The organism is Paenibacillus harenae, assembly GCF_030812415.1.
GTDB classification, from domain to species: Bacteria; Bacillota; Bacilli; order Paenibacillales; family Paenibacillaceae; genus Pristimantibacillus; species Pristimantibacillus harenae_A.
This window is the reverse complement of sequence record NZ_JAUSST010000009.1, coordinates 1-24,312: the sequence shown is the minus strand read 5'-3', so window position 1 is coordinate 24,312 and position 24,312 is coordinate 1. Positions and strand designations below refer to the sequence as shown.

The following is a 24,312-nucleotide window of genomic DNA, read 5'->3' as shown; positions in this document are numbered from 1 at the left end:
GGCTCACTCTCCTTCTTTCTCTACTGCAGCGCCGAGTGTATGGCGGAAATGCCCCAGCGCCCAATCATGCCCCGCTTCATTGAAGCTCGCAACCGCATCCTCATGCACATGGATCTCGAAGCCCTTGTTGTACGCATCGACCGCCGTATGCAGGACGCAAATATCGGTGCATACGCCGACCAGATGCAGCTCGGTAATGCCTCTCTCCCGCAGCTTCAGCTCCAGATCCGTCCCGCAAAAAGCGCTGTACCGCGTTTTGTCCATCCAATAGATCGTTTCCTTATGCTGCTCATATACTTCATCCAGCTTGCCGTATAGGCGACGTCCCTCGGTATCTCGAATATTATGAGGCGGGAACAGCTTATGCTCCGGATGATAGCTGTCGTTCTCCTCGTGAAGATCGACCGCCATCACGACAAAATCACCCTGCTCTGCAAATTGCTTCGTCAACTGGGCGATCCGCCCCTCGGTCGCCATACCCGGCTCGCCGCATGGCAGCTTTCCAACGACAAAATCAATCGTGTAATCGATTACGATCAATGCTTTCATCATCGACACCATCCTTATATTAATATTTTCAAAACGACAATATGGGTCTTTAAAAAAGAAGGCCTAGCTGTAAATGGACAACTGAGGCACATAATCGGTAAATCGGTAAAGCTGCGCGGCGCGTTGGGAGTAGCGGTTGGACATCTTTGGCTGGCCCGTCTGATCTATCGCTTCCTCGATGAGCCCTTTACGGCTTTGCGTGGACGTTATTTTGCGAATGAAGTTCTGCTCCTCGAATTCCGGCACGACCGTCTGGATCACTTGATACAGCTCGCTGATCGTGAATTCCTCCGGCAAAAACTGCTTCGCGATCGTCGTCGTCAGCATGCTATGACGGATTCGCTCGAGCGCGTCTCTCAGCACCTCGTTATGATCGAAGGCGAGATTCATCGCCAGCGCCTCTTGGGCCGTGAACAGCTTAACGTCGGCGGCATCGTCCGCCGCCCGGCGCTCCGCAAGCAGCGATTCGTGGACGAGAGCGAAGAACGCGTGAGAGATAATCCAGCCCCTGGGGTCGCGCCCCGGCTTGCTGTATACGTTGAAGTACTCGATATGAAGTCCCGATACCCCAGTCTCTTCTTCTAACTCGCGCTCCGCGCAGGCTTGAATCGTCTCCGTCTCCTTGGCGAAGCCGCCCGGGAGCGCCCACTGGCCAACGAACGGCCACCGCTTCCTCTCGATCAGCAGCACTTGCAGCTCTCTGAGCGGGAGCGTCTTCTTGCCTATATTTCTCTCGGTGGACGTAATGGTGAATATAACGATATCCGCAGGCGCGCCATCAGGCGTACGATAATGACTGGATGAATAGCTCGTTTCGTTCTCGTTATACTCGGACACTGGACTCACCTGCTTTGAATGATTTAGGGCGATTTGATAACAATAATTCGATAATTTCGTTTTGATAATATCATTATGACATATACAAAGTGAATGTCAAGCTATTTTTTCCAAATCAGACACTGCCTATTCACCGATACGCTCGATATTCACTGGCCTGCTCGATAGTGTCGTTTTGGGAAAATAATTGCAGGGTAATAGCGGGATTGCCTCATTTAGTTCGATTTCAAGACGCTAATGAAGCGGTTTTGGCGTTATGAGGGAAAAAGGTTTAATTAGTTTGATGAAATGCCGTTACACGTACACTTTCGGCTGGTTAGCCCGAATTAGTTCGGCGAAATGCCGTTAAAGTGTAGGGGCTATTTTTATCTCTACAAATGCCGATAGCGTTTGCGTATAGAGGGAGAAACTCCTGTTATTTTCATACAGAGCCATAAACTCTCCGCTCTACGCAAAAAAAAGCAGGACTTGAGCTTCCGCTCCTGTCCTGCTTTTTACTTGAACCAGCCCTTCTCCTTGAAGCGGGTAATCGCCTCGATCCGGTTGTTGACGCCAAGCTTATCGAGAATGACCGAAATATAGTTGCGGACCGTTCCCGTCGTGATGAATAGCTCGCTGGCGATTTCCTTCGTGTTCTTGCCGTCGGCGACGAGCCCCAGCACTTCCTTCTCGCGCTCGGTGAGCGGGTTATTGTCTTGCCCGCCGTATGCCTCGTCTACTAGCTCGGTTGCATAGATTCGGCGGCCGGCCATAACGCTGCGAATCGATCCGGCCAGCTCCTCGCTTGGGCTATCCTTGAGCATATAAGCGCTAACGCCCGCTTTCAACGCGCGCTCAAAGTAGCCGGATCTCGCGAACGTCGTAAGAATCATCACTTTGCAGCCGGAGCCCTTCAGCTCTTCGGCAGCCTCCAGACCGGTCTTCACCGGCATCTCGATATCCATAATGCAGATATCCGGCTTATGGCGCTGGACGAGCGCTATCGCTTCCTCGCCGTTGCCAGCCGTTCCAACGACTTTCATATCGTCTTCAAGATCAAGCAGCGAAGCAAGCGCACCTAGCAGCATCCGTTGATCCTCCGCAATAACGATGGTAATCACGCTTCCGCCTCCTTTGCCGGCTGAATGATCGGAATAGGCACTCTCATGAGCAAGGTCGTTCCCGCACCCTCGACTTCGCCATCGACCGATTGAATCTCCAAGCTTCCGTTAACGAATTCCAACCGCTCCTTCATGCCTTGTAGTCCGTTGCCGCGCATGGCCCCAGCAGGATTCGCGATCCCAACGCCGTTGTCTTGAACGCGGATAACAAGCTCTCCCCGCCTAGGCTCAATCGCGACGAGACATTCGGACGCCCGGCTATGCTTAACGACATTCGTAACCGCTTCTTTCAAGCACATGCTGAGCACGTTCTCGATAAGCAGCGACGCATCGCTCAGCTTTACTTCGCCTTCGAGGCGGAACTCGATTTCCGCTGCCTTCAAAATTTGCATGACGCGGAACATTTCGTCCTCGACTCTCGTCCCGCGCATCTGCGTCACAAGCTCCCGGACTTCCTTAAGCGCCGTGCGGGCCGTCTGCCTCACGTCGTTAATCTCGGCTTGCGCTTTGGCCGGATTTTTCGTGATGAGCTTGCCTGCCAAGTCGCTCTTAAGTCCGATTAGCGACAGCTTCTGTCCGAGCGTATCATGCAGGTCGCGGGCAATCCGCTGACGCTCCTGCATCGTGATCAAATCCGAGATTCGTTTGTTGGCATCCTCCAATTGTCCTTGCAATCGGCCTTGCTTAACCCGATTGTATGTGTTGACAGGCAGCAATATAACGACGATCAAACAAATCAACACAAACGGAAACTGCGATACGAACAGCGGATTCGACGAGACGAAACCGTAGTTAATCGTGATGAACGTCGTAATCAAATGAACGGTATACAAGGTGAAGAAGCCGATTCGGTTCTGCACGTTCCCGATGAATAACGCCAGGAAAATCGAGAAATACACGTAGCTGAAAAGCAGCGTCATCGCGATCGAGATCACGATCTGCATACTCGTCCAGAAATATAGCTTCCACCCCTTCGATACGAAAGAGAGCACGTAACAAACGAAGAACAGGACAATCATCAAAATCCCGTACACGATCTCATACGTCGTCGAAGATCGAAATATGAAGTAAAAAGGAAGAATGCACAGGACGACCCAGACGTACGGGCTTAGTCCTGTGCTTTTATGGAAGATTTGGTACCAGTTTTGCATCGGAATTCTCCTATAGCCCGGTTGCAGGCTTCCTTGCCGGAGTTGTCTGTATGCTTGTATTGTAGCATATACCGGCGTCTCGGCAACCCATTACTTGCCTTGCAGGCTAGGCCTTGTCGTGCTTCGTTTGGCAGCTTTGCCGGCTGCTGCCGACTGTTTCAGGCGGCCTCTAACCTCTCTGAAGCTGACGAACTTGCCGTTCGTTTCATCCCATAGACGGAATTTCAACGATTCCAGACTTTCTTTAATCGTTATCGTCGTTGCGTTATGAAGGGGAGGCGTCGAATTATGCGCTTCCTCCAAGTAATAGTTAGGTACTTTCGGGCTCAAATGGTGGACGTGATGGTAACCAATGTTGCCCGTCATCCATTGCAGCACCTTCGGAAGTTTATAGTAAGAGCTGCCGTCTACGGCTGCTTTTACATAACTCCATTCGTCATTGTGCTCGAAGTAGGAATCCTCGAATTGATGCTGAACATAGAACAGCCAAATACCGAGTACGCCGGATAGGTAGAAGATCGGACCTTGTACCAGCAAGAAAGCTTCCCAGCCGATTGCCCAGCACAACAGCGCGTACAGCCCCACGATAAGCGCATTCGTCAGGTACGTATTCATACGTTCCTTGCGTTTCGCGCCTTTGCGGTTGAAGCGGTATTGAACCATAAATACAGCGATTGGACCTAGTCCGAACATCACAAACGGATGGCGGTATAAGCGGTAAGCCAGCTTCAGCCACTTAGATGCTGCCGCGTATTCTTCCACGGTCAGAATCCACAAATCGCCGACGCCGCGTTTGTCGAGATTGCTGCTCGTCGCGTGGTGAATCGAGTGCGTGTTTTTCCATTGCTGATAGGGAACGAGCGTTAAAACGCCTGTTATCGTACCGATAATATCGTTGGCGCGGCGGCTCTTGAAGAACGACTGGTGGCAGCAGTCATGGAAAATAATAAACGTCCGAATGACGAAGCCGGAAGCGACGATCCCGATCGCAAGCGTAAGAAGGTAAGAGATGGATAAGCTATAGTATGCGGCATACCAAAGCAACAATAAGGGTATTACCGTGTTAATGAGCTGTCTAATGCTCGATTTCAATTCGGTTTTTTCGTATGGCGCGACTTCTTTTTTTAAGTTCGCTTGTTTCTGCTCTGTCATGCAAACTCACTCCTTAATAGTAGTGCTTGGAAGATACATCAAGCATTTGTAGCCGTACAGCATCTTCACTATTCATTGTAAAGAAGAAACGTCATGTCCTGTAGTCATAAACGTCAAGAGGTCTATATGACATTTGTCATATAGACAACGATATTTTGGGTGACTCTTGTATGTTCTTCCACAATTCCCCTCTCCGTAACCGTCATTTTGCAAAAAAAAAGAAAGAGACGCCTACAGGCCTATGCCTGCGTAATGCGCCTCTTCTTCATGTCTGATCCTGAAACCCTGCTTAGAATGCCCAGTTCCCTTTGCGGAAGATCGGGATGACCGTGCCGTCCTTCTGGATCCCGTCGATATCCATCTCGGCCGAGCCGATCATGAAGTCGTTATGCGTAATGCTGCTGTTCACGCCGCTCGCAATCAATTGTTCGGGCGACATCGTTTTGCCGCCTTCGATGTTGAAGGCGTAACCGCTGCCGATGGCCAAGTGATTCGATGCGTTCTCGTCAAACAACGTGTTGTAGAACAGAATGTTCGATTGCGAGATCGGCGACTGATGAGGCACTAGCGCCACTTCCCCCAAGTAATGGGAGCCTTCGTCGATTTCAACTAGCTTTTGCAAAAACTCATGTCCTTCTTCCGCTTCCGTTTCTACGATTCGACCGTCCTCGAAAGTCACCTTAAAGCGGTCGATAATGTTCCCGCCGTAGCTAAGCGGTTTCGTGCTGGACACGTAGCCGTTCACGCCTTCCTTCAGCGGCACGGTGAACACTTCCTCGGTAGGCATGTTCGCCATGAACGGCACGCCTTGCTCATTCGTGCTGCCTGCGGCGACCCAAATATGTTTCTCCGCCAGTTCGATCGTAAGATCGGTGCCAGGCGCCGTGTAGTGAAGCTTATGGAAGCGATATTCATTGAGCTTGTCGCTCTTAGCCGATAAGGTCCGGTGATGATCTTCCCATGCCTGCACCGGATCTTCCGCATGAAGCCGTACGGAATCGAATATGGCGTTCCACAGCAGCTCTACAGCTTCCTGCTCGCTCGCATTCGGGAACACTTTTGCCGCCCATTCCTTGCCCGCTGCCGCGACAACCGTCCAGCTAACCTTGTCAGCCTGCGTAGCCCTCCGGAATTCACGCAAGCCTTGACCTGCGGCCTTCTGGAAGTTCGCGATCCGTTTGGAATCGATCCCTTTAAGCAAATCCGGGCTGGAGGACACGATGGAGATGAATACCGCTCCGCGATCGACGAAAGAGTTGCGCTTATCCGTCTCCCATTGCGGGTACTCCGTAAACACTTTATCGTCAGCCTTTTCGTATTTAAGCCTCGACAAAGCGTCGTCCATCCACTCCACGTGTACGTTCCCCGCTCCCGCATCGTAAGCCGCGGCAGCTACGAGTCGAACGAAAGAAGCTTGCTCGACTGCGCCGGTAATGAACACCTCTTGTCCTTGCTGAACGTTCACGCCTGTTTTGACGATCAATTGCGCATATTTTTCTAAGTACTGTTCGAATGCTTTCTCCATCGCTGGCATCTCTCCTTTATACAATCGTCTCGGGTGGGAGACCTCGGATTTTATCCATCAATCATACCATAACGAAATGGCTATTGCTTGCTCACGCGATACTTCCGAATAGCAAAAGATATATGACAGTATGTTGTCATGTATTAATTGCTAAACTACAAGAACAGTATGACAAATATGAATAAAGAGGAGCATCCGAATGAAGCCATTGGAAGGAAAAGTAGCCGTCGTGGCAGGAGCAACAAGGGGCGCCGGGCGCGGCATTGCCGTAGGCTTGGGAGCAGCGGGAGCGACGGTTTACTGCACGGGAAGAAGCATAAAGGGCAGCCCATCGGATCTCGGAAGATCGGAGACGATCGACGAGACGGCCGAGCTCATAACGGCTAGCGGCGGAATCGGCATTCCTGTTCGCGTCGATCATACCGACCCGTCGGACGTGCAAGCCTTGTTCGAGCGAATTAAGGAAGAACGCGAAGGACAACTTGATATCCTCGTCAACAATATATGGGGCGGCGAGAAGCTGAGCGAGTGGGGCAAGCCGTTCTGGGAGCAATCGCTTAGTAATGGTTTGCTCATGCAGGAGCGTGCTGTGAAGGCCCATCTTATCACGAGCTATTACGGCGCGCCGCTTATGGTTGCCCGCGGTCAAGGACTCATCATCGAGGTGACCGATGGCATCGACTATCGTTACCGCGGCAATCTGTTCTACAGCTTGGCTAAAATCTCGCCGATTCATCTTGCAGAATCGATGGCTGTGGAGCTTAAGCCGCACAATGTCGCTGCCATTGCGATTACGCCCGGCTTCCTTCGTTCGGAGGAAATGCTGGAGCATTTCAAAGTAACCGAGGCCAACTGGCAGGATGCCGTCAACCACAGCGACGATCCTAACGTCGTTCACTTCTCGCAATCCGAGACGCCGTATTATATCGGAAGAGGCGTCGCCGCGCTTGCTGCCAGCGCCGATCTCATGTCCCGCACCGGACTCGTGTTCCCCAGCTGGACGATGTCCGACGAATTCGGCATCGTCGACGTCGACGGCAGACGCCCGCATTGGGGCAGTTACGCGAAGGAGCATGGCTTCCTGTAAGCCATGGTCACTCCTTTCGAGTTCTGTAAGCTCATATGCGCTCTTACAGACTCAAATCAGGGGTTACTCTTCACCTGTAAGATCATATATGCACTTACAAGCTGCTCAATCATAGAAAAAAATCCGTAGCTACGTTCGAAACGCCAAACATATCCACGGATTTTTCACTTAACCGTTAACGATTTCCCCGCCGTTGATATGCAGCATCTGCCCGGTCATATAGCTCGAGTCGTCGCTTGCAAGATAGACGTACGCTGCCGCCAGCTCGTAAGGCTGTCCCGCTCGTCCCATCGGCGTGTCCGAACCGAACGTGGATACGGATTGCGCATCGAACGAAGCCGGAATAAGCGGCGTCCAGATCGGCCCGGGCGCAACGCCGTTGACGCGGATGCCCTGGGCCGCAAGGTTGGCGGCGAGCGCTCTGGTGAACGACACGATCGCGCCTTTGGTCGAGGAGTAATCGATCAGCGTCGGATTGCCCTTGTATGCCGTGATCGAAGCCGTATTGATGATCGAAGCCGGCGCTTTCAGATGCGGCATCGCCGCGATCGTCAGGTAGAACATGCTGAACACGTTCGTACGGAACGTCGCATGAAGCTGCTCCGCTGTAATATCCTCGAGCTTCTTCCTTACATGCTGCTCGGCCGCATTGTTCACGACTATGTCCAGCTTACCGTAAGCCGAGATCGTCTGCTTGACGACATCCTTGCAGAACGATTCGTCTCCGACATCGCCCGCGATCAGGAGGCACTTCACGCCTTCCTTCTCAATAGCCGCTTTTGTCGTTTTTGCGTCGTCATGCTCGTCCAGGTACACGATGCATACATCCGCACCCTCCTTGGCATAGGCGACCGAGACGGCGCGCCCTATTCCGCTGTCACCGCCCGTGATGATCGCAACCTTGCCCTTCAGCTTACCTGCTGCTTTATACCCTTCCCATTCGAAGATCGGCAGCGGACTCATCTCCGATTCGATCCCCGGCTGGCGGTTTTGGTTTTGCGGCGGAAACACCGGCTTTTTATTGTTCGATGCGTTCGTCATCTTTGATCAGCTCCTTATATTTTTGCCGTAAAAGATTTCGTCCATCTCGGATTTTAACCGGCTCGTAATCTCTTCTTGCTCCTGTGGCGTCAGCGTGTCCTTCGTGTAACCGAACAAATAGTTGTTCAGATCGAACTGCTTCAACTTGCACTTCGTATGAAATACGTTTTCCTGATAAATATTAACGTCGATCATGTCATACAATGCTGCTTCTTCTTTCGGAATGTAGTTCTGGATCGAATTGATGTCATGATCGATAAACAGCTTATCCCCGTAAATGTCCCTCGTGAATCCGCGTACCCGGTAATCGATCGTCATGATGTCGGTATCGAACTGATGGATCAAGTAATTGAGCGCCTTAAGCGGCGAAATCTCGCCGCAGGTCGACACGTCGATGTCAGCCCTGAACGTGCTGATCCCCTCGTCCGGATGGTATTCGGGATAGGTATGAACCGTAATGTGACTTTTGTCCATCTGCATGACGACAGACGCCGGCAGTGGCCCGGGGGACTCTTCGTACGATTCCGTCGGCACTTCAACGATTGGACCTTCCGATACGAGCAGCGTTACGCTTGCGCCCTGGGGCACGTAATCCTGCTTGGCGATATTCAGGATATGAGCTCCGATAATATCGGACACGGCATTCAATATTTTCGTCAAGCGATCGGAGTTGTACTGCTCGTCGATATAGGCAATGTAAGACTCCCTCTCCTCTTTCGTTCTCGTATAGCAGATATCGTACATGTTGAAGCTGAGCGACTTCGTCAAGTTATTGAAGCCATGCAGCTGTATCCGTTGCTCCGGCGTTAGCTTCACCTTGTATCCCTCCTTTTCCTTCCTAACTACTATTACCCGATTTTTTACGGCCGATGCGGCTTTCGAATAACGACTTGAAAAAAAAGCATCTTACGCCCGGCCTAGCCGAGGCGTAAAATGCTTTGCATACTTGATGAATTATCTTTTTAGTTTCTTTCAGAAAGGACATCGGATCTCCTGTGAAAAACGGCATCGAAGAAGGATAATCGCCTTGCAGTACAATGGCAAGCTGATTTAAGGCGATCAGGAGCTCCGCTCGTTCATTCTCATTCAATTGAAATTGAAGGCCATATTCATATATACCGGAGTCCGCCTCTTTGCACCATGCGATTACGCCGGACAGCTTGTAAGAACGACCTGAAATCACAATATCAAATGCAAAAATGATATCCTCGTTTACGGACATTTTCACGCCGACCATAAAGCGCAGTCCGCCAGGTCCAATATTGCGAAGAAAAACATCGGTACTGCCTAATAGCAGTCGCCCGATGTCTTCCGCATCTACCGGACCTCTTACAGCCTTCTGTTCGGCGGTAACGTATAAAAAAAGGTGTTGTCCGAGCGGTCTATGGACCGCCTTGGACAACACCCTATTATGAAAATACTTACAGCCGCGGATCGATTTCCTTCTCCTTGGCCGTCTCGAACAGCAGCTCCGCTGCCGCTGCCTTATAGCTCTCGTTCGAAGCGTTAATGTCCGCGAACGGTATCGCTAGCATCCGATTTCCGAGGCGATGCTCGTTCAGCGACGTTCGAGCCTTGAGCTGAATGTTTTTCTGCTTCAGCAGCTTGCCGTACTTATGTGGGAAACGGTAATCGTACCCGTAAATGATCGACAAATACTCCGGGTTTCGCACCTTCATATATGGAAGCGAACGCTCATCCCGCTCCTCCGGCTTAATGACAACGCCCTCCATATGCTGCCCCACCGTCAGCTTGGCGAAGTAACGTTCTGCACGCCCGTAGCTGTCTGCCTCTGTCAAATCCAACAGTACGAATTCATCGTCCGACAAAAAACGGTACATTTCCGAAGTTGGCCAATCCGGCAGCGACTCCTCGCCGTTCTCGTAGACGATCTTAAGCAGCGCGAACGGCTTATACGTCAGTTCGCCCGCTTCGGCATACAGCTCAAGCTGCTTCTTGTACGTTTCATAGGCGCTAATATGCTCTTCTAGAGGAACGTACTTCCCTCTCAGCTCGGCAACATGCTTATAAGTCTGGTAGACGTTCGTCCCATACTTCTCGCTAAGTGCACCCTTCGCCAGATGATGCTGATCCTTCTCGAAGCCGCTGTCCTCATATGAAGCAAGCATTTTATTCATAGCCTCCTCGAAGCCGCTGCCAGCCAGATGAGCAAGCTCTGTCTCCAGCGCCTTGCCAATCGGCTTGAACTGCCTCTGAACGAGCCCGTCGCCAAGCGCCAGCCAAGGAAGCAGCTCGCCGTCCAGCAACAGCAGCTTGATCGCATTTGCCTCCATGTATTGTCCGAACTTACTCAGAAGCGATTCATACACCGGTGTCAGCTCGATCGCGTTAATCTTATAACCGTTACGGCTAACCGCGAAGCACTGTTCCGTCTCCTTGTGCAAATACACATTGCACCTTGATCCCATGTACTTCGGCTGCAGTACAACCTTATGGATACCCCGGCTCGCAAAATAATCCAGTCCGCGAGCCAGCGACTCCAGCTCTCCCGCAGCTTCATCCTTATCCGCAGGCGACATCGTGCCGGATACGAAGTTGATCCTATTGTTCGATATATATTGCAGCCTCCGCGCATCCTCGTCTCCCAGCTCCTGCAACGACACTTTGCGCTCTTCCTTGAACAAGAGCGGCAACGGTTCTGACGATACGGCAGAAGTTGCCTTCTGCGTCTTGAAAAAGGGCTTATGCGCCACAATGACCCCTGTCAGCGCATTGCCTTGCACAACTCCCGTATCGATATGAATCTTGTTCTTGATACGGAACGACTGCTGCGCCGCAATGTGTCCGAACAGATGGTACGGGTGGTTGCTGACCGCTTCGCGCTTCAAGAAGGGCAGCTGCTCTTCGAGCGGCGCTTCGCGATCGATGCGGAAGTTGCGCTGATGGCGCTGCGAATCGGTATCCAGCTTGCCGATATATTTGTTCTCGCAAGGGGCATGCGTCACGTAGAACGATGGCGTACGCGTGCCGATCAGGCGATAGAACGGCTTCGACAACGAGACCAAATGATCGAATTTGTCCAGCAGCGACTTAGCGTTGGCGAGCGTGACGGTCGAATCGAAGAAAGAATCCAGCAGGTCCTGCTCCACTCCCTTAATTTCGCCTTTCAAATACTTGCTGACGAAGTTCTCGTGGTTGCCGAGCACGAACAGGAAGTGCTCCTGATTGTCGTGAAGGAATTCGATAATCTCCACTGTTCGCCCGCCTTTATCAATCCAGTCGCCTGCGAGCAGCACTTTCGTATGGCGTGTTTTGTCCGTCTGCGCGAGCGTATTGCCATCCAGGACGAAACCGAAGCTCGCAAGCAGCGCCTTCAGCTCATCGACGCATTCATGCACATCCCCAACGACGATGTATTTGCCGTCTTGAGGCAATGAGCATGAAATAAATTCATCCATATCCGCGATCACGACCTTATAATCCGGATTTGCGGTGCCGTCCTGCGGAGACCAGAAGTTTTTGGCCCGGACCTTATGAATCTTGCCGTACTTTTCCCTCGCGAGCGATCCGAGCACGTCCTTGCGCAGCCGATTAATATGGGCCGTAATCAGCTTCTTCGAACGCTCCGAAGCGTAATAATCGTCCCGCTTCTTGTAGTCGAACAGGATGACCTCAAGATTATAATGATTGGCACGAGCGATATCGCGCACCTTTTCCCTGAAGTCCTCGGCCAAACCGGTCGTGTCGACGACAACGAATTCCGCGTTCACCGGGAAAGACGTCACCATGCGCAGCCGCTCGTAGAGCATATTGAACGCTTGCCCGCTCGCTTCAAGCATGATTTGATCGTACTTATCGTACTCATAGCCAAGCAGCTCCTGACGAATGCCGTCAGAGGACAAATACTGTACGTTCGCCTTCACGCCGCGCGCTGCATCCTCGAAGCCGAGCTGGGGAATAAGAACATTTTTCGCGAACGTTGTTTTGCCGCATTCCGTCGAACCGATCAGCATAAAAATCGTATGAACCTTCGTTTGAATTTCCATTTGTCCTTACTCCCCCCTCTTCTTCAAAATCGCGCCCTGCGTCGTCCTTACGCCATTCACGCCGTCGCCAATGGCAACGAACTCGCAGGTTACGTCCAGCGGTGCGATAACGCCATGCAGCCACACTTCGAACGAAGCACGTCCCATTTCCCATTTATGATCGTCATGCCGGAAGTCGTCCAGCTCGTAATACATATTGAAATCGGCGTTCGGCGTTGTCAGCACAAAATGGTCGAAGTCCACATTGCCGCATATTTGCACAATAAGCGCGGCCGCTTCCGCCTCGCTCATATGTTCGATCACCTCGGTCATGACGACATCGACCCGCTCCCCATTGTATTCACCGAGAAAATGGTCAATAGAGGCATGAGTCACGATATTGTCGAGCTCCTTCGCCTGCGCCTTGCGCTGCACAGTCTCCAGCAAAGGCTCATTAATATCGATGGCGTAATAGCTGTCTTCGATCTTCGCCGCGAACGGAATCGCATAGAAGCCTTCCCCGCAGCCGACATCCACGATCGCTTTATTGAACGGCAGCACGCCGCCGATGAAGCTGCGCCTTTGCTGCGCGGTACCGCCGAATTCGAAGCTAATCATATAACGATCCGACTTTTCCAGTTCCGCCTTATACTTCTTGAATCGATCTCTCGTAGACAGAAAGTTGCGGGCGAACAGGCTGCGAATGTAGAACGGCGCATCGATCAGTTGTACGCTCTTCATGTACTTCACGAGCAAGTCATCCGACAGATCGAGGTACTCCTCCCCGAACAACGCCAGAAACAAGCAAAGCACACTTGCGACATGCATGAGCTGATGCAAGCTTTTCTGTGTTCTAATCGTGAGCGAATAGCTTTTATGCGCGAGATGCGCGATTTCGAACGTGAACCCCTGCATATGTTTATTGAAAAACTCGATATACCGTACCAAATGAATATGAATCATGTTGATATGGAGCGTATGCTCGCAGCCTTCCACGTCCCGCGCTTCCTGCGCCTTCATTGGCGCCGAGAAAAACTCGTTGATCGCCGCAAGCGGAAACAACGGCGTATTATAGCGGGACACGTTCAAGTATTCGAAATCGTCCTTCGCATGTTTTTTGTACGATACCTCATTGTCGGCATCCTTGAAATAAATATGGAACGACGACGGCTCGCTGTACCAGCCGTATGCGATTCCTTTCCTAACGGCCCGAAGCATCATGCCCGCATTCGGATTTTTCTTGATCACGAACGACAGATCGGGATTCGTCGAGCTCAGTTGTACGATTGCCATCTCTTAATTGCCCCCTATGTACGATCCTCTATTGCTAGCACTAGCCCCATACTTCCTTCAACACCTGACGGAACAGACCGTCGAGCTTATCTTCAATCAGCGATTCCGGCGCTTTATGCGCAGCGGCAGCCCTCTCGAAGTAAGCAAGCTTGCTCTCTATATACGCGTTAATGACCTGCAACTGCGGCTCGTAATCGAGCTCGTCTCCTGCTTTCTTGCGTGCAAGCAACTCCTCGACGATAGCACGCAGCTCGCTTCCCTTAGCCATATATGTCTTCACGAGCAGCTCGAATTCCATCGGCGGCATCGTGCCTTTCGTATCGATCCATTCGCAGGCTAAGAGCGGCCTTAGCACATAGAAATACTTTTTGATCCGAACCTGCTCGCCCTGCAAATATTCGCGATAATTGCCTCTGGCCATATTCAGATAGTGAAACATACATGATTTCGGTGAAAAAGATAACGGCGAGATCTCCCGAATCCGACTCGCGACCGTACGGTTCTCAAAATACGGTATCGGCGACTGCAGCCACTCGAGCAGCGGCGGGTTGGACTTGCGGAACAAATTCAACGCCTTCTTCAAATCCCATCCGTTAATGTCGAGCATGTCGCTGATCGGCCGCTCGATGACGTCTCTGCCGCTGAATATCGACAGGTACCATTCGACCGGCCGTACATAGATGAATCTCACGTCGTAATCGCTGTCTTTGGAAGGGAAGCCCCAAGCCCGGCTTCCCGATTCGCAAGCATATAAGATTCGAACGTTTTCCTCCCGCTCGATGTCGCCTAACTGCTGCAATATTTCATAACGGACTTCGGTCATTAGGGTCACTTCCTCTTCTCACGAATATATAAAAACTTGATCTGCTATACGCCCTTCACCGTTGCGAGGGGCTTGCACTTCGCTACTACGTTAGCAAGCCCCGCGCGGACGACGCTTTCAATAATTTGATCGACGTCCTTGTAAGCTTGCGGGGATTCATCGATCAGCGATTCCAGCGAGCGCTGGTTAACGACGACCTCATCGTCTTCGCCGACGCGCATGGCGGACGCGAACTCGTCTACCGTAATGAGCCGCTTCGTTGCGCTGCGAGACCGAATGCGTCCCGCTCCGTGGCAGATGGAATGGTAGTTGTTTTTGCCGCCCGCACTTCCAACCATAATATAGGAGGATGTTCCCATCGAGCCTGGTATAAGCGCCGGATGCCCCGTGGCCGCATAAGGCTGCGGATTATCCGGATGCCCTGCCGGCAGCGCCCTCGTCGCTCCTTTGCGATGAACGAAATAATCGCGGCCATCATGCTGCTCCTCCCATGCATAATTGTGCATGAGATCATATAACGTGCTCATCTCGAACTTCGAGCCGAACACTTCCTTGCCCGCCTCGCGGATTGCGTAAGCAATGAGGTGGCGGTTAACAACGGCGTAATTCAACGAGGAATATAGCAAATTAACATACATCTCGCCAAGCGGGTGCGACAGCGGCGCGAATACGAGCTTCGGATCGGCCGTGCCAATGCCCTCGGCCCGCATCATCTTCGCAATGTCATTGCTGCAATATTGGCTGACCGAGCCTCCCCAAGCACGCGAGCCGGAATGGATCATGACGGCAACTTGGCCGTCGAACATGCCCCAGCTCTGCGCGATATCCCGGTTCTCCTCCGCAATCTCGATCGTATGAATCTCCGCGAAATGATTGCCTCCGCCGAGCGTTCCCAGTTGGCGGTGCGAGCGATGCCACACGACCTCGGGGAAGCGGTTCAACGCTTCCTCGTCGAAGCTGAACTTGCTGCGCTCGACATGGGTGAGCGAGCTTGCTTTGCGCGGCGTGTAAGCATCAGGGACATATTTCTTCGGCAATCCATGCAATCCCTTCTTCAGCACATGCTCCAGCCGAATATCGGAGAAGTGGCCCCTGGCATGCTCCTCTGCCGGCAAGTATTTATCGATCGCCTTCACCAGCTTGCGCCGGAGCTTAATATCCTTTAACTCATCTTTGTGCATATTCGTTAGATGTACCCGCATGCCGCAGCCGATATCACTGCCGACAATAGACGGCGATACATATCCGTTCTCGGCTTGCCATACGGCTGTCGTACCGATGCACGTTCCTACTCCGACGTGTACATCCGGTGTATAGCTCATATAAACTAAATTCGGTATTTGCAAATTGTTGTTGGCCATTTCGAACACTTTGTAATCGAGCGCGGAGAACAATTCGGGTCCGGCATACACATGCACCTGTCCCGATGGCAGTCCTACCTGCTGATAATACATTTCTTTCATAACTTCTCTAACCCTCTCTTTGACTGAAATGAACGCAAAAAAGCCGCAGACGATCCTCATCGTCCACGGCTTTATTACGCCTATGCTCCTGCTACTTTGCGCAACGAATTTCAACAAGCGCGGAGTATTAGAAGACAGTCGAGGGCCCCGATGAGGCCGACGACATGGACAAGCTATTAAGCTGTAGCTGATGTTGTAATTCGACAGGTTGATTATAGCCCAACATAGTGGTCGGCCTCCCTTCATTTGATTCTCATCATAATAAAGCCGCAATCCGGCTTTGTCAACACTTTTATTTCCAGAAAATTAACAATCGCAATTAACCGATCCAAATAGTCCTTGCTCTTACGACTTCGAATCCGCTGGGAAAACAAGCCCCAGCTGCTTTCTCGCCTCGTCCATCACTTCCATGGACAGCATCGAAGTAGCAAGCGAATTAATGGTCGATTCGGTCTTGCCGGCCTCGACCAGCTCGATAAATTCCTTCGCTTCGTAATACATCGTATGGCCGGAGGTCTGCTGCGACAGGTCTTCCTCTCTGCCGTCGCGATACTGGATGACGACTTTCTCCGGCTCGCTGATTTTATCGATGACGATGCTGCCGCTCTCGCCCTGAATCTCGGAAGGGAGCGAGGACTGCGTTATTTTCGAATACATAATGACCGCATCCATGTCCGGGTATTTCAGCAATATGCTTCCTTCGCCATCAACGCCTGATTCCAGCATGACGCCTGTCGCCTTCACCTCATCGGGCTTGCCGAACAACGCCACCGCTTGATAGACGCAATAGATGCCGATATCCATCAAAGCGCCGTTCGAGAAGGCCGGATTGAACGCGTTAAGCACCGTACCCGCTTTATAGGCATCATATCTGGATGAGTACTGGCAATAGCTTGCAAAGAAACGGCGCACGGTACCGATCTTCGACAAATGCTCCCGAATCGCCCCCGTACCCGGCATTAATGTCGACTTCAGCGCCTCCATCAGCAAAACGCCGTTCTCCTTCGCCGCAGCGATCATTGCGCCAAGCTCCTTCGCGTTGGATGCGATCGGCTTCTCGCACAACACGTGTATGCCATGCTTCATGCACTCGATCGCATACTGGGCGTGATAAGAGTTCGGGCTCGCAATGTAGACCGCATCAATCTCTCCGCTTGCCGCCATGGCAGCTATATCCGTATACGTATTCGGTATATGATGCTTGGCTGCGAACTCCTCCGCACGCTCCGCCGTACGCGAATAGACAGCCGTTAATTGGAAAGACGAGACCTCGCGCGCCGCAGCGATAAATGACTCCGTAATCCAGTTCGTTCCGATAACTCCGAATTTAACCATCGTATATTCCCATCCTTGCTGCATTTTAATTAAACTGTTCTAATCTCTTACGAAAACCGTTGCACCTAGAAGTATAAATGTTCGTATAATAGGAGTAAAGCTTGCGGCTGCTTGAAACCTACTTTCATCGATACAATAACCGGGAGGCTTGCATAATTGGATAAATTCATACTATTCATCCCAATCCTTATCACTTACATCATTGTACTCCTCATCTGTTTTGTCCAAAACAAACCAAAGGACGGCATCTTATTCGGGATTGCGCTCCCGCCGGAAGCACTGAACGCCAAGCAAATGCTCGATTTGAAAACATTGTACAACCAGTCGTATACCGTCTACTTTACGATTTCCTTGCTGGCGGTAATCCCATTGTTCGGACTAACCAGTTTCTTCTCCTTGTCGCTTATTTATACGATAATGTGGCTAGCCGTCTTTCTGTACACATCGAGGTTGCCCTTTATTCGCGTCCATCATAGGGCCGCTATGCTGAAGAGAGAGAAGAAATGGTTCATAGGCGAGCCGCTTACCGTTCGCATTGACGGCAAAATAAACGACTTGCAACAAGCGACCATTTTATCCGCATGCTGGTTCGCCGTTCCTGTGGCTGTCGCGTTAGCGCTCATCATCCTATCATTCCAACAATCGGACATGCTGCTGCGAATGACAGGTGTAGCATCGCTTGGCATAACGTCCATCTTGTTCGCTCTCTCGGCCGCCTTTACGAGAATGAAGCCGAAATACTACAGCGAGAACAAAGATGTTAACGATGCAATTAATACGATCGGCAGACGGTACTGGTCTATTTTATGGCTGGCCATGGCGATCTTCGAGAGCGGTTGCGCGATTACTGGCTACCTGATTTTATCCGGGGGCAGCTCGTCGACCTTTGTATTTTGGCTCATCGGCATCTTGCTCGTTTCCCTTGTGCCGCTGGCTGGTATTCTGTTCGTTCATAACAAGCTCGCTATGCTTACATATGATATTGCCCATACGGATGGACAAACAGTCCTTACCGATGACGATCAATATTGGCTCAACGGCTCCACCTATTATAATCCGAACGACCAATCGGTAATGGTACCGAATAGAGTCGGTATCGGAACTACGATAAATATGGCAACTCGGACGGGCAAATGGATTCAGTACGGAACGTTCTTCGTTTCTTTGGTAATCATCATTCCTCTCGGTGCTTTTGCCGTTAAGTCCGACTACATGGCGCCTGTACTAACTATTGAGAATAGCGGTCGCATTACAATCGATTATTCGCCTTACAATATCGATTTCCCGTTAAATGATGTGATGGAGATTACGCTTAAGGACACCGTTCCTTCGGGTTTTCGCACGAACGGCATGGCAACCGCCGCTTATGCTAGAGGCAGCTTCACCCTTGATTCGCTCGGCAAGACCAAGCTTTATATTTACAAAAACAAACCGCCTTACATCATGATCAAACTGCCCTATACCTACATCGTCTATAACGAAAATGACCCTGCCAAGACGCGTGAGCTTTACGCCAGTCTCCTCGCTGCAAGCAAACAAGGATGACCCTCCCGGGTCATCCTTGTTTGCTTGCGATTACGGTGCGCCATATACGAATCGCTCAAGGCGCTCGATCGTTTGCTCGTCAAGCTCTCCCGAGTTGTCGAAGTAAAGCACGGATCCCGCCGGTATGTTCCATTTCAACTTCCGAGGCACGAGCGATGATTGGCTGAATTCATGCCAATGCCCGAGCTTGTACTGATCGAGCTCCAGGCCCCGGCTGGCAATTCGCTCATAATGCAGCCTATCGTCCTTCAGTTGAACGAACAAGACCAATACTTCCACATCTTCCAGCGTTGCCCCGATTGACGCCAGCTCAGTCTCAATCCATTGCGGGTCTTCGGTTTCCTTCGTAAAAGGTCCGATCACGAGCGCATCGTTTCCGATCGTCACATTCTCAAGCGCAGCATCCATCGTTATACGGTAACCGAGATCACGGCAAAGCGACTTGTACGCTGCCGAATCCCTGTCGCTCGGGTCTAGCCCCGCTTGCGTCATAAGCGCAACGGCAGCAGGACGAAGCATCGTATCCATATCGAACAGCGCGGCTCCACGCCTTGCCGCCAGCGCCTTCGCCAGCGTCGTCTTGCCCGCACCCGCACCGCCTACAAAAAACACCAGTTTTCTCATCGCGCTTGTCTACTCCTTGCCTTCGCATTTCTCGATGACGATGAAACAGGTACTATCGGGCAAAGGTACACGCTCGCCGTCTTCGTCATACAGCTGCACCTTGTCAGCTAACGCTTCCGTATAGCCCGCCTGCAAATAATGGCTGCTCGTTATAATCCGGGCGCTGCTTCCTAGCGTCAGCCGAATGAAATCATGATAGCCGTTCGGCGTGAAATAACCGAATTGCTCCTGTACCTCATGCACATAGGCCTCTTCACCCCATGTGTACGTATACAGAAACTCCATAGCGTCGTTAACCGGCATCCGTACCTCATTATCGCCGAGTCGCTCGAAGACGATTTTACGTCCGGCGAAGTCCTTGCTGTAACGCTCCAAGCACGGCATGGCATCGGACTGCAGGAAACGCAGTATTCTCGTCTGCTCAGGCGGATCGGTCATAATGCCATCCCGGATAATAATACGTCCTCCTTCGGAGAGGACATCGTACGCGCTGCGCAGCGCCGCGGCTACCGTGTCGTAATTGAACTTGCTTCCGTTATAAGGAACGTAGGAGTATAGCTCATGAATGATCGATGAGAAAATAACGGTATTTATGCTGCCCGGTTCTACATAATCTTTCAAGTTAAGCGCATCGCCCTGTAGCACTTCCCAACGGTGGCCGCCAAGCTGCTTCTTGCGATTCAGCGCCTCTACGACGTTGGTCGAAATATCGATACCGATCGGTTTCTTGTCCGGCAGACGCTCCTCGATCAGATCAAGCAGCACGCCCCCGCCCGGGCCGATGTCGATAACGCGCTCGCCGACGACGTAGTCGAGTATAATTTTTTTGTAATCCGCGGTCTGGTTCATATCGGATAAGTAAACCTCTTCGTTGTGAAAACGGTCGTACTTGTCCCTGCGCAGCTCGAACAGATCGTACAGCAATAATACAGCCCGCTCGTACATCGGCGACTTCTCGGCCTCCACGCAGAAGGCGATCAGCTTCTCCGCCGCCGCGGAAAACTCGAATTCGACAAACAACGTATCCTGGAGCTCATCCTTCTGACTTAGCTTATACTTCAGATGAGGATTGCCCTGCACCGCGAAGCCCTCTCGAATGATGTTCCAGTCGAGCTCGTTCATATACTTCTCGATAATTCTTTGCTTGTAGACATTTATTTTTTTTTCGCCGCGATAGTCGTAATACATCGCGTTCATCAGCCTCTCGAAGCTGATATGCCGCACATCGTCCAAACCTTCAGAGCGGCCGACGATTGCCATCGTCTTAACAAAGTGCTCGAGCGAGAAGTCTTGAAGCGCCGGCTCCGCATACCAGAACGTCTTCTCGGTTAGCGGTTCCAGCAGCTCATGTATTCCATATTTTTGATCGAGCTTATGATAGATGTTATCGAACGTCTCGCCCCGCTGGATCGAAACCGTACGCATTCTTCTAAGCCGATCTTCGATCTGCTCCCGCCTTGGCGTACGTTCCATGACCAGCTCGCGAACGCGCTCAGCCACTTCCACGCTCACCGCTTCCCATAGCTCGGGCGCTACCGCCCCGATCACGCAGTGGTTAAGCTTTAGCAGCAGCTGCTCCAATTCCGCTGCCGTTAGCAGCCCCTTATCCACGATCTCAAGCAAGGCAGCTCCTTCGGACTGCGGAATTTCTCCGCGGATTTGTTGCCCGATCAGCCCATGAGCTTCAATAAGCAGTTTAATAATCATAGCCTGCCCACTATCTCTCGCACCATGCAGCGAACGCTCGTACAGCTGAGCCGACCCGCTATTATGGACAAAAATATTAACGCCTTCCGACTGCCAGCGCATGCGGTCCTTAATCGTTCCGCCCTTGGCCGTCTCCGACCACGCAAGCACCTGCTCGAGCACATCCTTCATCCAATAGGAGAGTGCCTTAGAATCGAGTATACGCAAGCTTCTCTCCACATAATCAAGTACCGGATTGGCGTTCGTAAGCTCCTTGAGCGAGTGTATGCGCTCCACATTAACGATTCTTTCTTCCGCAGATGCAAGATAATGAAGCCAAGGATGTTGGGCCGGGCTGACCGCCTCGTCTTGGCGATAGGCTTGGATAGCTTGCAGCAATTGCAGCATAGATAATCATCCCCCTTCTCATGAATGCTTTTATTTCTTCTGTAATTCCCGCCATACCGTCTTATTGCTGTATTGTCGTTCATCGCTAATGTCCTTGCCGAACCAATCGGGGGCATCGAAGGCATGCGCTTCGCTCTCCGACTCGAACTCTATCTCGAGTACCGTAAGCTTAAGCTGATCGTAGATGTCGATCTCTATTACCGTATCGTTCCACTCAGCGGTAACGCGGTTTTTCGTCAGCGGCACAGCCTGGAACGCATTAACAACCTGCTCGTATATCGACTCGTTAATGCTATATTCGATTTCTTCGCGCGCTAGGCCGTTCCCTTGCTTGAACGTATGCGTGAAGGTTAACTCCCCCGTCGCCACATTCGTAATCTTGCGCACGCGCAGCTCCTGATCCACATCTAGCGCTAAATACGTCTGTTCGATTCGCTGCTCGGATACGATGTGAATGATTCCTTGTTCAGCCAACCTCTCGACCGTTTCTTGCAGCAAAAATTTACGTTCAATCTCCATTGCCATCTCATGTCTCTCCTCTAAGGATGCTTAGATTCTGTTAATCGTCCTCTCCGAACAACTCTCTTAGCATCCTCTCTTTGTTGTTTAGAAACTGCTTCATAATGACGTAGTGCTCCGTCTCCTCCATCGTCGTTAACGTAATTCCTTCCGGGCTTAGATTGTAGACATAGGAGTCCGGATAGGCCATTAGAATCGGCGAATGGGTCGCAATAATGAATTGGGAGCGCAGCTTGACGAGCTCATGCATGCGCGAGAGCATGGCCATCTGCCGAAGAGGCGATAACGCTGCCTCCGGCTCGTCCATAATATAAAGGCCATTCCCGCCAAAACGATGAAGGAACGCTGCGAAGAACGACTCGCCATGGGACTGCTGGTGGAGCGATTTCCCCCCATAAGACTCAATGATCCGCCCCCCAAAACCGGGCTCACGATCCATCTCGTCTATATTCGTCGCCAGATTGTAGTAGCTCTCCGCCCGGAAGAAAAACCCGTCTCTCGGTCTCATAACGCCTCTAACCGGCCTCATATACTCATGCAGCTCCGAATGCGTCGCTTCTGTGGAGAACGAGAAGTTGATCGTTCCGCCCTCCGGATTGAATCCGAGCGCAATCGCGATCGCCTCCATTAAGGTTGACTTGCCCATCCCGTTCTCGCCGACGATATAAGTTACCTTCGGGTGAAAGTCGAGCCGATCCAACTCTCGGATCGCGTTAAGATTGAACGGATACTTGTCGAAGGAAGGGACAAGATCGCGAAGCAGACTAACGCTTCTTAAATAAAGCCCTAACTCGCTTTTTGTCATGGTGAAGCCTCCCCGTTATTTCAACCTTTTGCCGGCGCGCAATTTCTCTATCGACTTCACGATGCGGTTTTGTCTCGTTTCTGCTTTCTTGGCCTCTTCAATCCACGTTATGTATTCTTTCTTATGCGAGTAGGAAAGGGCATCGAATGCCGATCGTGCTTGCTCGTCTTGCTCCAGACCTGCTGCCAAGTCATCCGGAAGCTCTATTTCACGCGGAGCTGTATCTAGCTCCATTGTCATATGAACGCTCTCTCCCACCTGGGCCTTCGCTTCATTACGCAGCGATTTGTTAACGACCATATAGTGCGAACCATTGCCATGAGGCATTAATGACCCTCTGTAGGGGAAGCCGTTTATCGCTCCTTTCACTCGAACCTGTGCCTTCGTTCCGTACAAATGTTCTATGGAGCAGGGAATCGTAACATACGTCCAAGTCCCTATCCCCTCCGGTCTTACGAGGACCGCTTCAAACTCAATCATCACAAGCTCCTTCCGTCGCACCCGCGCCGATAAATAGGTCTAACTCTATTGTAGCAACGAATGGCCTAGTTTCACAAACCGCTTTTATCCGACGAAAAACAGGCAAAGAAATCGAACTAATGGCATTTATCACGGCTTCCTGCATTGCGTTAAAATGATTCTATTGCGTTACTCGATCGAATAAGTGGGTGAGGTGGCTTTATGGAAATACCATTGGAACAGCGGCTGGAGCAGTTGCATCATCGCTTGACTGCACTATCGGCCAACAAGGAGCTCTGGCAGGATAACGAGATCGTCGAACTATGTCGGCAAGTCGATCAGCTCATAGGCGAGATACATCGGAACAGAAACCAATGACGGACGAGGCAAGGATTGGACAACAGGAGACTGCGGTGGACGAAGCATTGTTCACAGCCGTTCTGCAAAACGACTACTCCAAGGTCCGTCTGTTATTGCTGCAGGGGGCTGACGCCAACTTCACCAACGAGATAGGAATAACGCCGCTTATTGCCGCCGCGCTTCACGAGAACATGCGAATCGTTTATATCCTCATCCAGTGCGGAGTGGATATTGAGCGGACTGACCGAAACGGCGCTACTGCTCTAGACTACGCGATTCGTCATGGAAGAACGGCCATGGTAAGGCTGCTGAATCGGCTTCTAAGCGAACAAAATAACCGTGTCTAAATCATTAAGCTTGCCCGTTTGAAAACACAAAAAAAACCTTGCGGCAAATAGCGCTAAGGTTTTTGCAAGTAAGCATGAGTGCTTACACGCTGAAAACTGAATATGAACGTTTTGAATGAATGCTTTAGCTGTTGCCTACAGGTTGTATGGACCGTATAAGCGTTTTAGGATAAGCCCTCGACCGATTAGTATTCGTCAGCTACACACATTGCTGTGC

Annotated in this window: 23 protein-coding genes; 4 read left to right on the top strand and 19 right to left on the bottom strand. The window is 51.3% G+C overall.

Annotated elements, in window-relative coordinates; genetic code table 11:
* Positions 1–3: 3 nt before the first annotated feature.
* The 6 genes from J2T14_RS27440 to J2T14_RS27415 all read right to left on the bottom strand — a co-directional run bounded on the left by J2T14_RS27440 (position 4) and on the right by J2T14_RS27415 (position 6,314).
* Positions 4–549 carry a cysteine hydrolase family protein gene (locus tag J2T14_RS27440; protein ID WP_307476419.1) on the bottom strand — a complete coding sequence of 182 codons (546 nt, stop codon included), beginning with the start codon at positions 547–549 and terminating at the stop codon, positions 4–6.
* A gap of 63 nt (positions 550–612) precedes the next feature.
* Positions 613–1,386 carry an NUDIX hydrolase gene (locus tag J2T14_RS27435; RefSeq protein WP_307476114.1) on the bottom strand — a complete coding sequence of 258 codons (774 nt, stop codon included), beginning with the start codon at positions 1,384–1,386 and terminating at the stop codon, positions 613–615.
* Positions 1,387–1,880: 494 nt separating this feature from the next.
* Positions 1,881–2,486: a response regulator transcription factor gene (locus J2T14_RS27430; protein ID WP_307476112.1), complete on the bottom strand. Its 606-nt coding sequence runs from the start codon at positions 2,484–2,486 to the stop codon at positions 1,881–1,883.
* Positions 2,483–3,637, bottom strand: a complete 1,155-nt coding sequence (locus J2T14_RS27425; RefSeq protein WP_307207767.1) for a sensor histidine kinase — start codon at positions 3,635–3,637, stop codon at positions 2,483–2,485. The genes J2T14_RS27430 and J2T14_RS27425 overlap by 4 nt, the downstream gene beginning before the upstream one ends.
* 90 nt (positions 3,638–3,727) lie before the next feature.
* The gene (locus J2T14_RS27420) at positions 3,728–4,789 is read right to left on the bottom strand and encodes a fatty acid desaturase (protein ID WP_307476110.1); all 1,062 of its coding nucleotides are present in this window, start codon (positions 4,787–4,789) and stop codon (positions 3,728–3,730) included.
* Between the two features lie 289 nt (positions 4,790–5,078).
* Positions 5,079–6,314: an aminopeptidase gene (locus J2T14_RS27415; RefSeq protein ID WP_307207772.1), complete on the bottom strand. Its 1,236-nt coding sequence runs from the start codon at positions 6,312–6,314 to the stop codon at positions 5,079–5,081.
* A gap of 199 nt (positions 6,315–6,513) precedes the next feature.
* On the opposite strand from J2T14_RS27415, the gene J2T14_RS27410 reads away from it, so the two are divergent.
* On the top strand, positions 6,514–7,401 hold the full coding sequence (locus tag J2T14_RS27410; RefSeq protein WP_307476108.1) for an SDR family oxidoreductase: 888 nt from the start codon (positions 6,514–6,516) through the stop codon (positions 7,399–7,401).
* A gap of 168 nt (positions 7,402–7,569) precedes the next feature.
* Here J2T14_RS27410 and J2T14_RS27405 read toward each other — a convergent pair whose 3' ends face one another.
* From J2T14_RS27405 to J2T14_RS27370, 8 genes are all read right to left on the bottom strand, one after another.
* Positions 7,570–8,442 carry an SDR family oxidoreductase gene (locus J2T14_RS27405; protein ID WP_307476107.1) on the bottom strand — a complete coding sequence of 291 codons (873 nt, stop codon included), beginning with the start codon at positions 8,440–8,442 and terminating at the stop codon, positions 7,570–7,572.
* A gap of 6 nt (positions 8,443–8,448) precedes the next feature.
* Positions 8,449–9,258 (bottom strand): adenosylmethionine decarboxylase, encoded by an 810-nt coding sequence (gene speD, locus J2T14_RS27400; protein WP_307207777.1) that lies wholly within the window; start codon positions 9,256–9,258, stop codon positions 8,449–8,451.
* 22 nt (positions 9,259–9,280) lie between these two features.
* Positions 9,281–9,844 (bottom strand): PilZ domain-containing protein, encoded by a 564-nt coding sequence (locus J2T14_RS27395; protein WP_307476105.1) that lies wholly within the window; start codon positions 9,842–9,844, stop codon positions 9,281–9,283.
* Between the two features lie 19 nt (positions 9,845–9,863).
* Positions 9,864–12,449, bottom strand: a complete 2,586-nt coding sequence (locus J2T14_RS27390; RefSeq protein ID WP_307476102.1) for a metallophosphoesterase — start codon at positions 12,447–12,449, stop codon at positions 9,864–9,866.
* Between the two features lie 6 nt (positions 12,450–12,455).
* Positions 12,456–13,721 (bottom strand): class I SAM-dependent methyltransferase, encoded by a 1,266-nt coding sequence (locus tag J2T14_RS27385; protein ID WP_307476100.1) that lies wholly within the window; start codon positions 13,719–13,721, stop codon positions 12,456–12,458.
* 40 nt (positions 13,722–13,761) lie between these two features.
* On the bottom strand, positions 13,762–14,544 hold the full coding sequence (locus J2T14_RS27380) for a nucleotidyltransferase domain-containing protein (protein ID WP_307476097.1): 783 nt from the start codon (positions 14,542–14,544) through the stop codon (positions 13,762–13,764).
* A 44-nt stretch (positions 14,545–14,588) separates the two neighbouring features.
* Positions 14,589–16,007 (bottom strand): RtcB family protein, encoded by a 1,419-nt coding sequence (locus J2T14_RS27375; RefSeq protein WP_307476095.1) that lies wholly within the window; start codon positions 16,005–16,007, stop codon positions 14,589–14,591.
* 345 nt (positions 16,008–16,352) lie between these two features.
* Positions 16,353–17,342 (bottom strand): Gfo/Idh/MocA family protein, encoded by a 990-nt coding sequence (locus J2T14_RS27370; protein WP_307476093.1) that lies wholly within the window; start codon positions 17,340–17,342, stop codon positions 16,353–16,355.
* Between the two features lie 156 nt (positions 17,343–17,498).
* Between J2T14_RS27370 and J2T14_RS27365 the strand changes: the two genes are divergently transcribed.
* Positions 17,499–18,887, top strand: coding sequence for a DUF5808 domain-containing protein (locus J2T14_RS27365; protein WP_307476091.1), 1,389 nt, complete (start codon positions 17,499–17,501; stop codon positions 18,885–18,887).
* A gap of 30 nt (positions 18,888–18,917) precedes the next feature.
* On the opposite strand, the gene J2T14_RS27360 is transcribed toward J2T14_RS27365, so the two are convergent.
* From J2T14_RS27360 to J2T14_RS27340, 5 genes are read right to left on the bottom strand one after another with little or no spacing between them, the layout of a single operon-like run.
* Positions 18,918–19,511, bottom strand: a complete 594-nt coding sequence (locus J2T14_RS27360) for an AAA family ATPase (protein WP_307476089.1) — start codon at positions 19,509–19,511, stop codon at positions 18,918–18,920.
* Between the two features lie 9 nt (positions 19,512–19,520).
* Positions 19,521–21,605: a class I SAM-dependent methyltransferase gene (locus J2T14_RS27355; RefSeq protein WP_307476088.1), complete on the bottom strand. Its 2,085-nt coding sequence runs from the start codon at positions 21,603–21,605 to the stop codon at positions 19,521–19,523.
* Positions 21,606–21,635: 30 nt separating this feature from the next.
* Entirely contained in the window at positions 21,636–22,130 is a 495-nt protein-coding gene (locus tag J2T14_RS27350) for a CYTH domain-containing protein (RefSeq protein WP_307476085.1), read from the bottom strand.
* Between the two features lie 34 nt (positions 22,131–22,164).
* Positions 22,165–22,929, bottom strand: a complete 765-nt coding sequence (locus J2T14_RS27345; RefSeq protein WP_307476083.1) for an AAA family ATPase — start codon at positions 22,927–22,929, stop codon at positions 22,165–22,167.
* A gap of 15 nt (positions 22,930–22,944) precedes the next feature.
* Complete coding sequence (locus J2T14_RS27340; protein ID WP_307476081.1) at positions 22,945–23,409, bottom strand: YdeI/OmpD-associated family protein; 465 nt, start codon at positions 23,407–23,409, stop codon at positions 22,945–22,947.
* Positions 23,410–23,610: 201 nt separating this feature from the next.
* Between J2T14_RS27340 and J2T14_RS27335 the strand changes: the two genes are divergently transcribed.
* On the top strand, positions 23,611–23,766 hold the full coding sequence (locus J2T14_RS27335; RefSeq protein WP_307476078.1) for a hypothetical protein: 156 nt from the start codon (positions 23,611–23,613) through the stop codon (positions 23,764–23,766).
* Positions 23,763–24,095: an ankyrin repeat domain-containing protein gene (locus J2T14_RS27330; RefSeq protein WP_307476076.1), complete on the top strand. Its 333-nt coding sequence runs from the start codon at positions 23,763–23,765 to the stop codon at positions 24,093–24,095. Before J2T14_RS27335 ends, J2T14_RS27330 begins: the two co-directional genes overlap by 4 nt.
* Positions 24,096–24,312 lie beyond the last annotated feature (217 nt).

Excerpts from the sequence above, each read along its gene's own strand:
- J2T14_RS27440 (WP_307476419.1), bottom strand. The coding sequence starts at position 549 with ATGAAAGCATTGATCGTAATCGATTACACGATTGATTTTGTCGTTGGA.
- J2T14_RS27425 (WP_307207767.1), bottom strand. The coding sequence starts at position 3,637 with ATGCAAAACTGGTACCAAATCTTCCATAAAAGCACAGGACTAAGCCCG.
- J2T14_RS27420 (WP_307476110.1), bottom strand. The coding sequence starts at position 4,789 with ATGACAGAGCAGAAACAAGCGAACTTAAAAAAAGAAGTCGCGCCATAC.
- J2T14_RS27415 (WP_307207772.1), bottom strand. The coding sequence starts at position 6,314 with ATGGAGAAAGCATTCGAACAGTACTTAGAAAAATATGCGCAATTGATC.
- J2T14_RS27410 (WP_307476108.1), top strand. The coding sequence starts at position 6,514 with ATGAAGCCATTGGAAGGAAAAGTAGCCGTCGTGGCAGGAGCAACAAGG.
- J2T14_RS27405 (WP_307476107.1), bottom strand. The coding sequence starts at position 8,442 with ATGACGAACGCATCGAACAATAAAAAGCCGGTGTTTCCGCCGCAAAAC.
- J2T14_RS27390 (WP_307476102.1), bottom strand. The coding sequence starts at position 12,449 with ATGGAAATTCAAACGAAGGTTCATACGATTTTTATGCTGATCGGTTCG.
- J2T14_RS27385 (WP_307476100.1), bottom strand. The coding sequence starts at position 13,721 with ATGGCAATCGTACAACTGAGCTCGACGAATCCCGATCTGTCGTTCGTG.
- J2T14_RS27380 (WP_307476097.1), bottom strand. The coding sequence starts at position 14,544 with ATGACCGAAGTCCGTTATGAAATATTGCAGCAGTTAGGCGACATCGAG.
- J2T14_RS27375 (WP_307476095.1), bottom strand. The coding sequence starts at position 16,007 with ATGAAAGAAATGTATTATCAGCAGGTAGGACTGCCATCGGGACAGGTG.
- J2T14_RS27370 (WP_307476093.1), bottom strand. The coding sequence starts at position 17,342 with ATGGTTAAATTCGGAGTTATCGGAACGAACTGGATTACGGAGTCATTT.
- J2T14_RS27360 (WP_307476089.1), bottom strand. The coding sequence starts at position 19,511 with ATGAGAAAACTGGTGTTTTTTGTAGGCGGTGCGGGTGCGGGCAAGACG.
- J2T14_RS27355 (WP_307476088.1), bottom strand. The coding sequence starts at position 21,605 with ATGCTGCAATTGCTGCAAGCTATCCAAGCCTATCGCCAAGACGAGGCG.
- J2T14_RS27350 (WP_307476085.1), bottom strand. The coding sequence starts at position 22,130 with ATGGCAATGGAGATTGAACGTAAATTTTTGCTGCAAGAAACGGTCGAG.
- J2T14_RS27345 (WP_307476083.1), bottom strand. The coding sequence starts at position 22,929 with ATGACAAAAAGCGAGTTAGGGCTTTATTTAAGAAGCGTTAGTCTGCTT.
- J2T14_RS27340 (WP_307476081.1), bottom strand. The coding sequence starts at position 23,409 with ATGATTGAGTTTGAAGCGGTCCTCGTAAGACCGGAGGGGATAGGGACT.
- J2T14_RS27335 (WP_307476078.1), top strand. The coding sequence starts at position 23,611 with ATGGAAATACCATTGGAACAGCGGCTGGAGCAGTTGCATCATCGCTTG.
- J2T14_RS27330 (WP_307476076.1), top strand. The coding sequence starts at position 23,763 with ATGACGGACGAGGCAAGGATTGGACAACAGGAGACTGCGGTGGACGAA.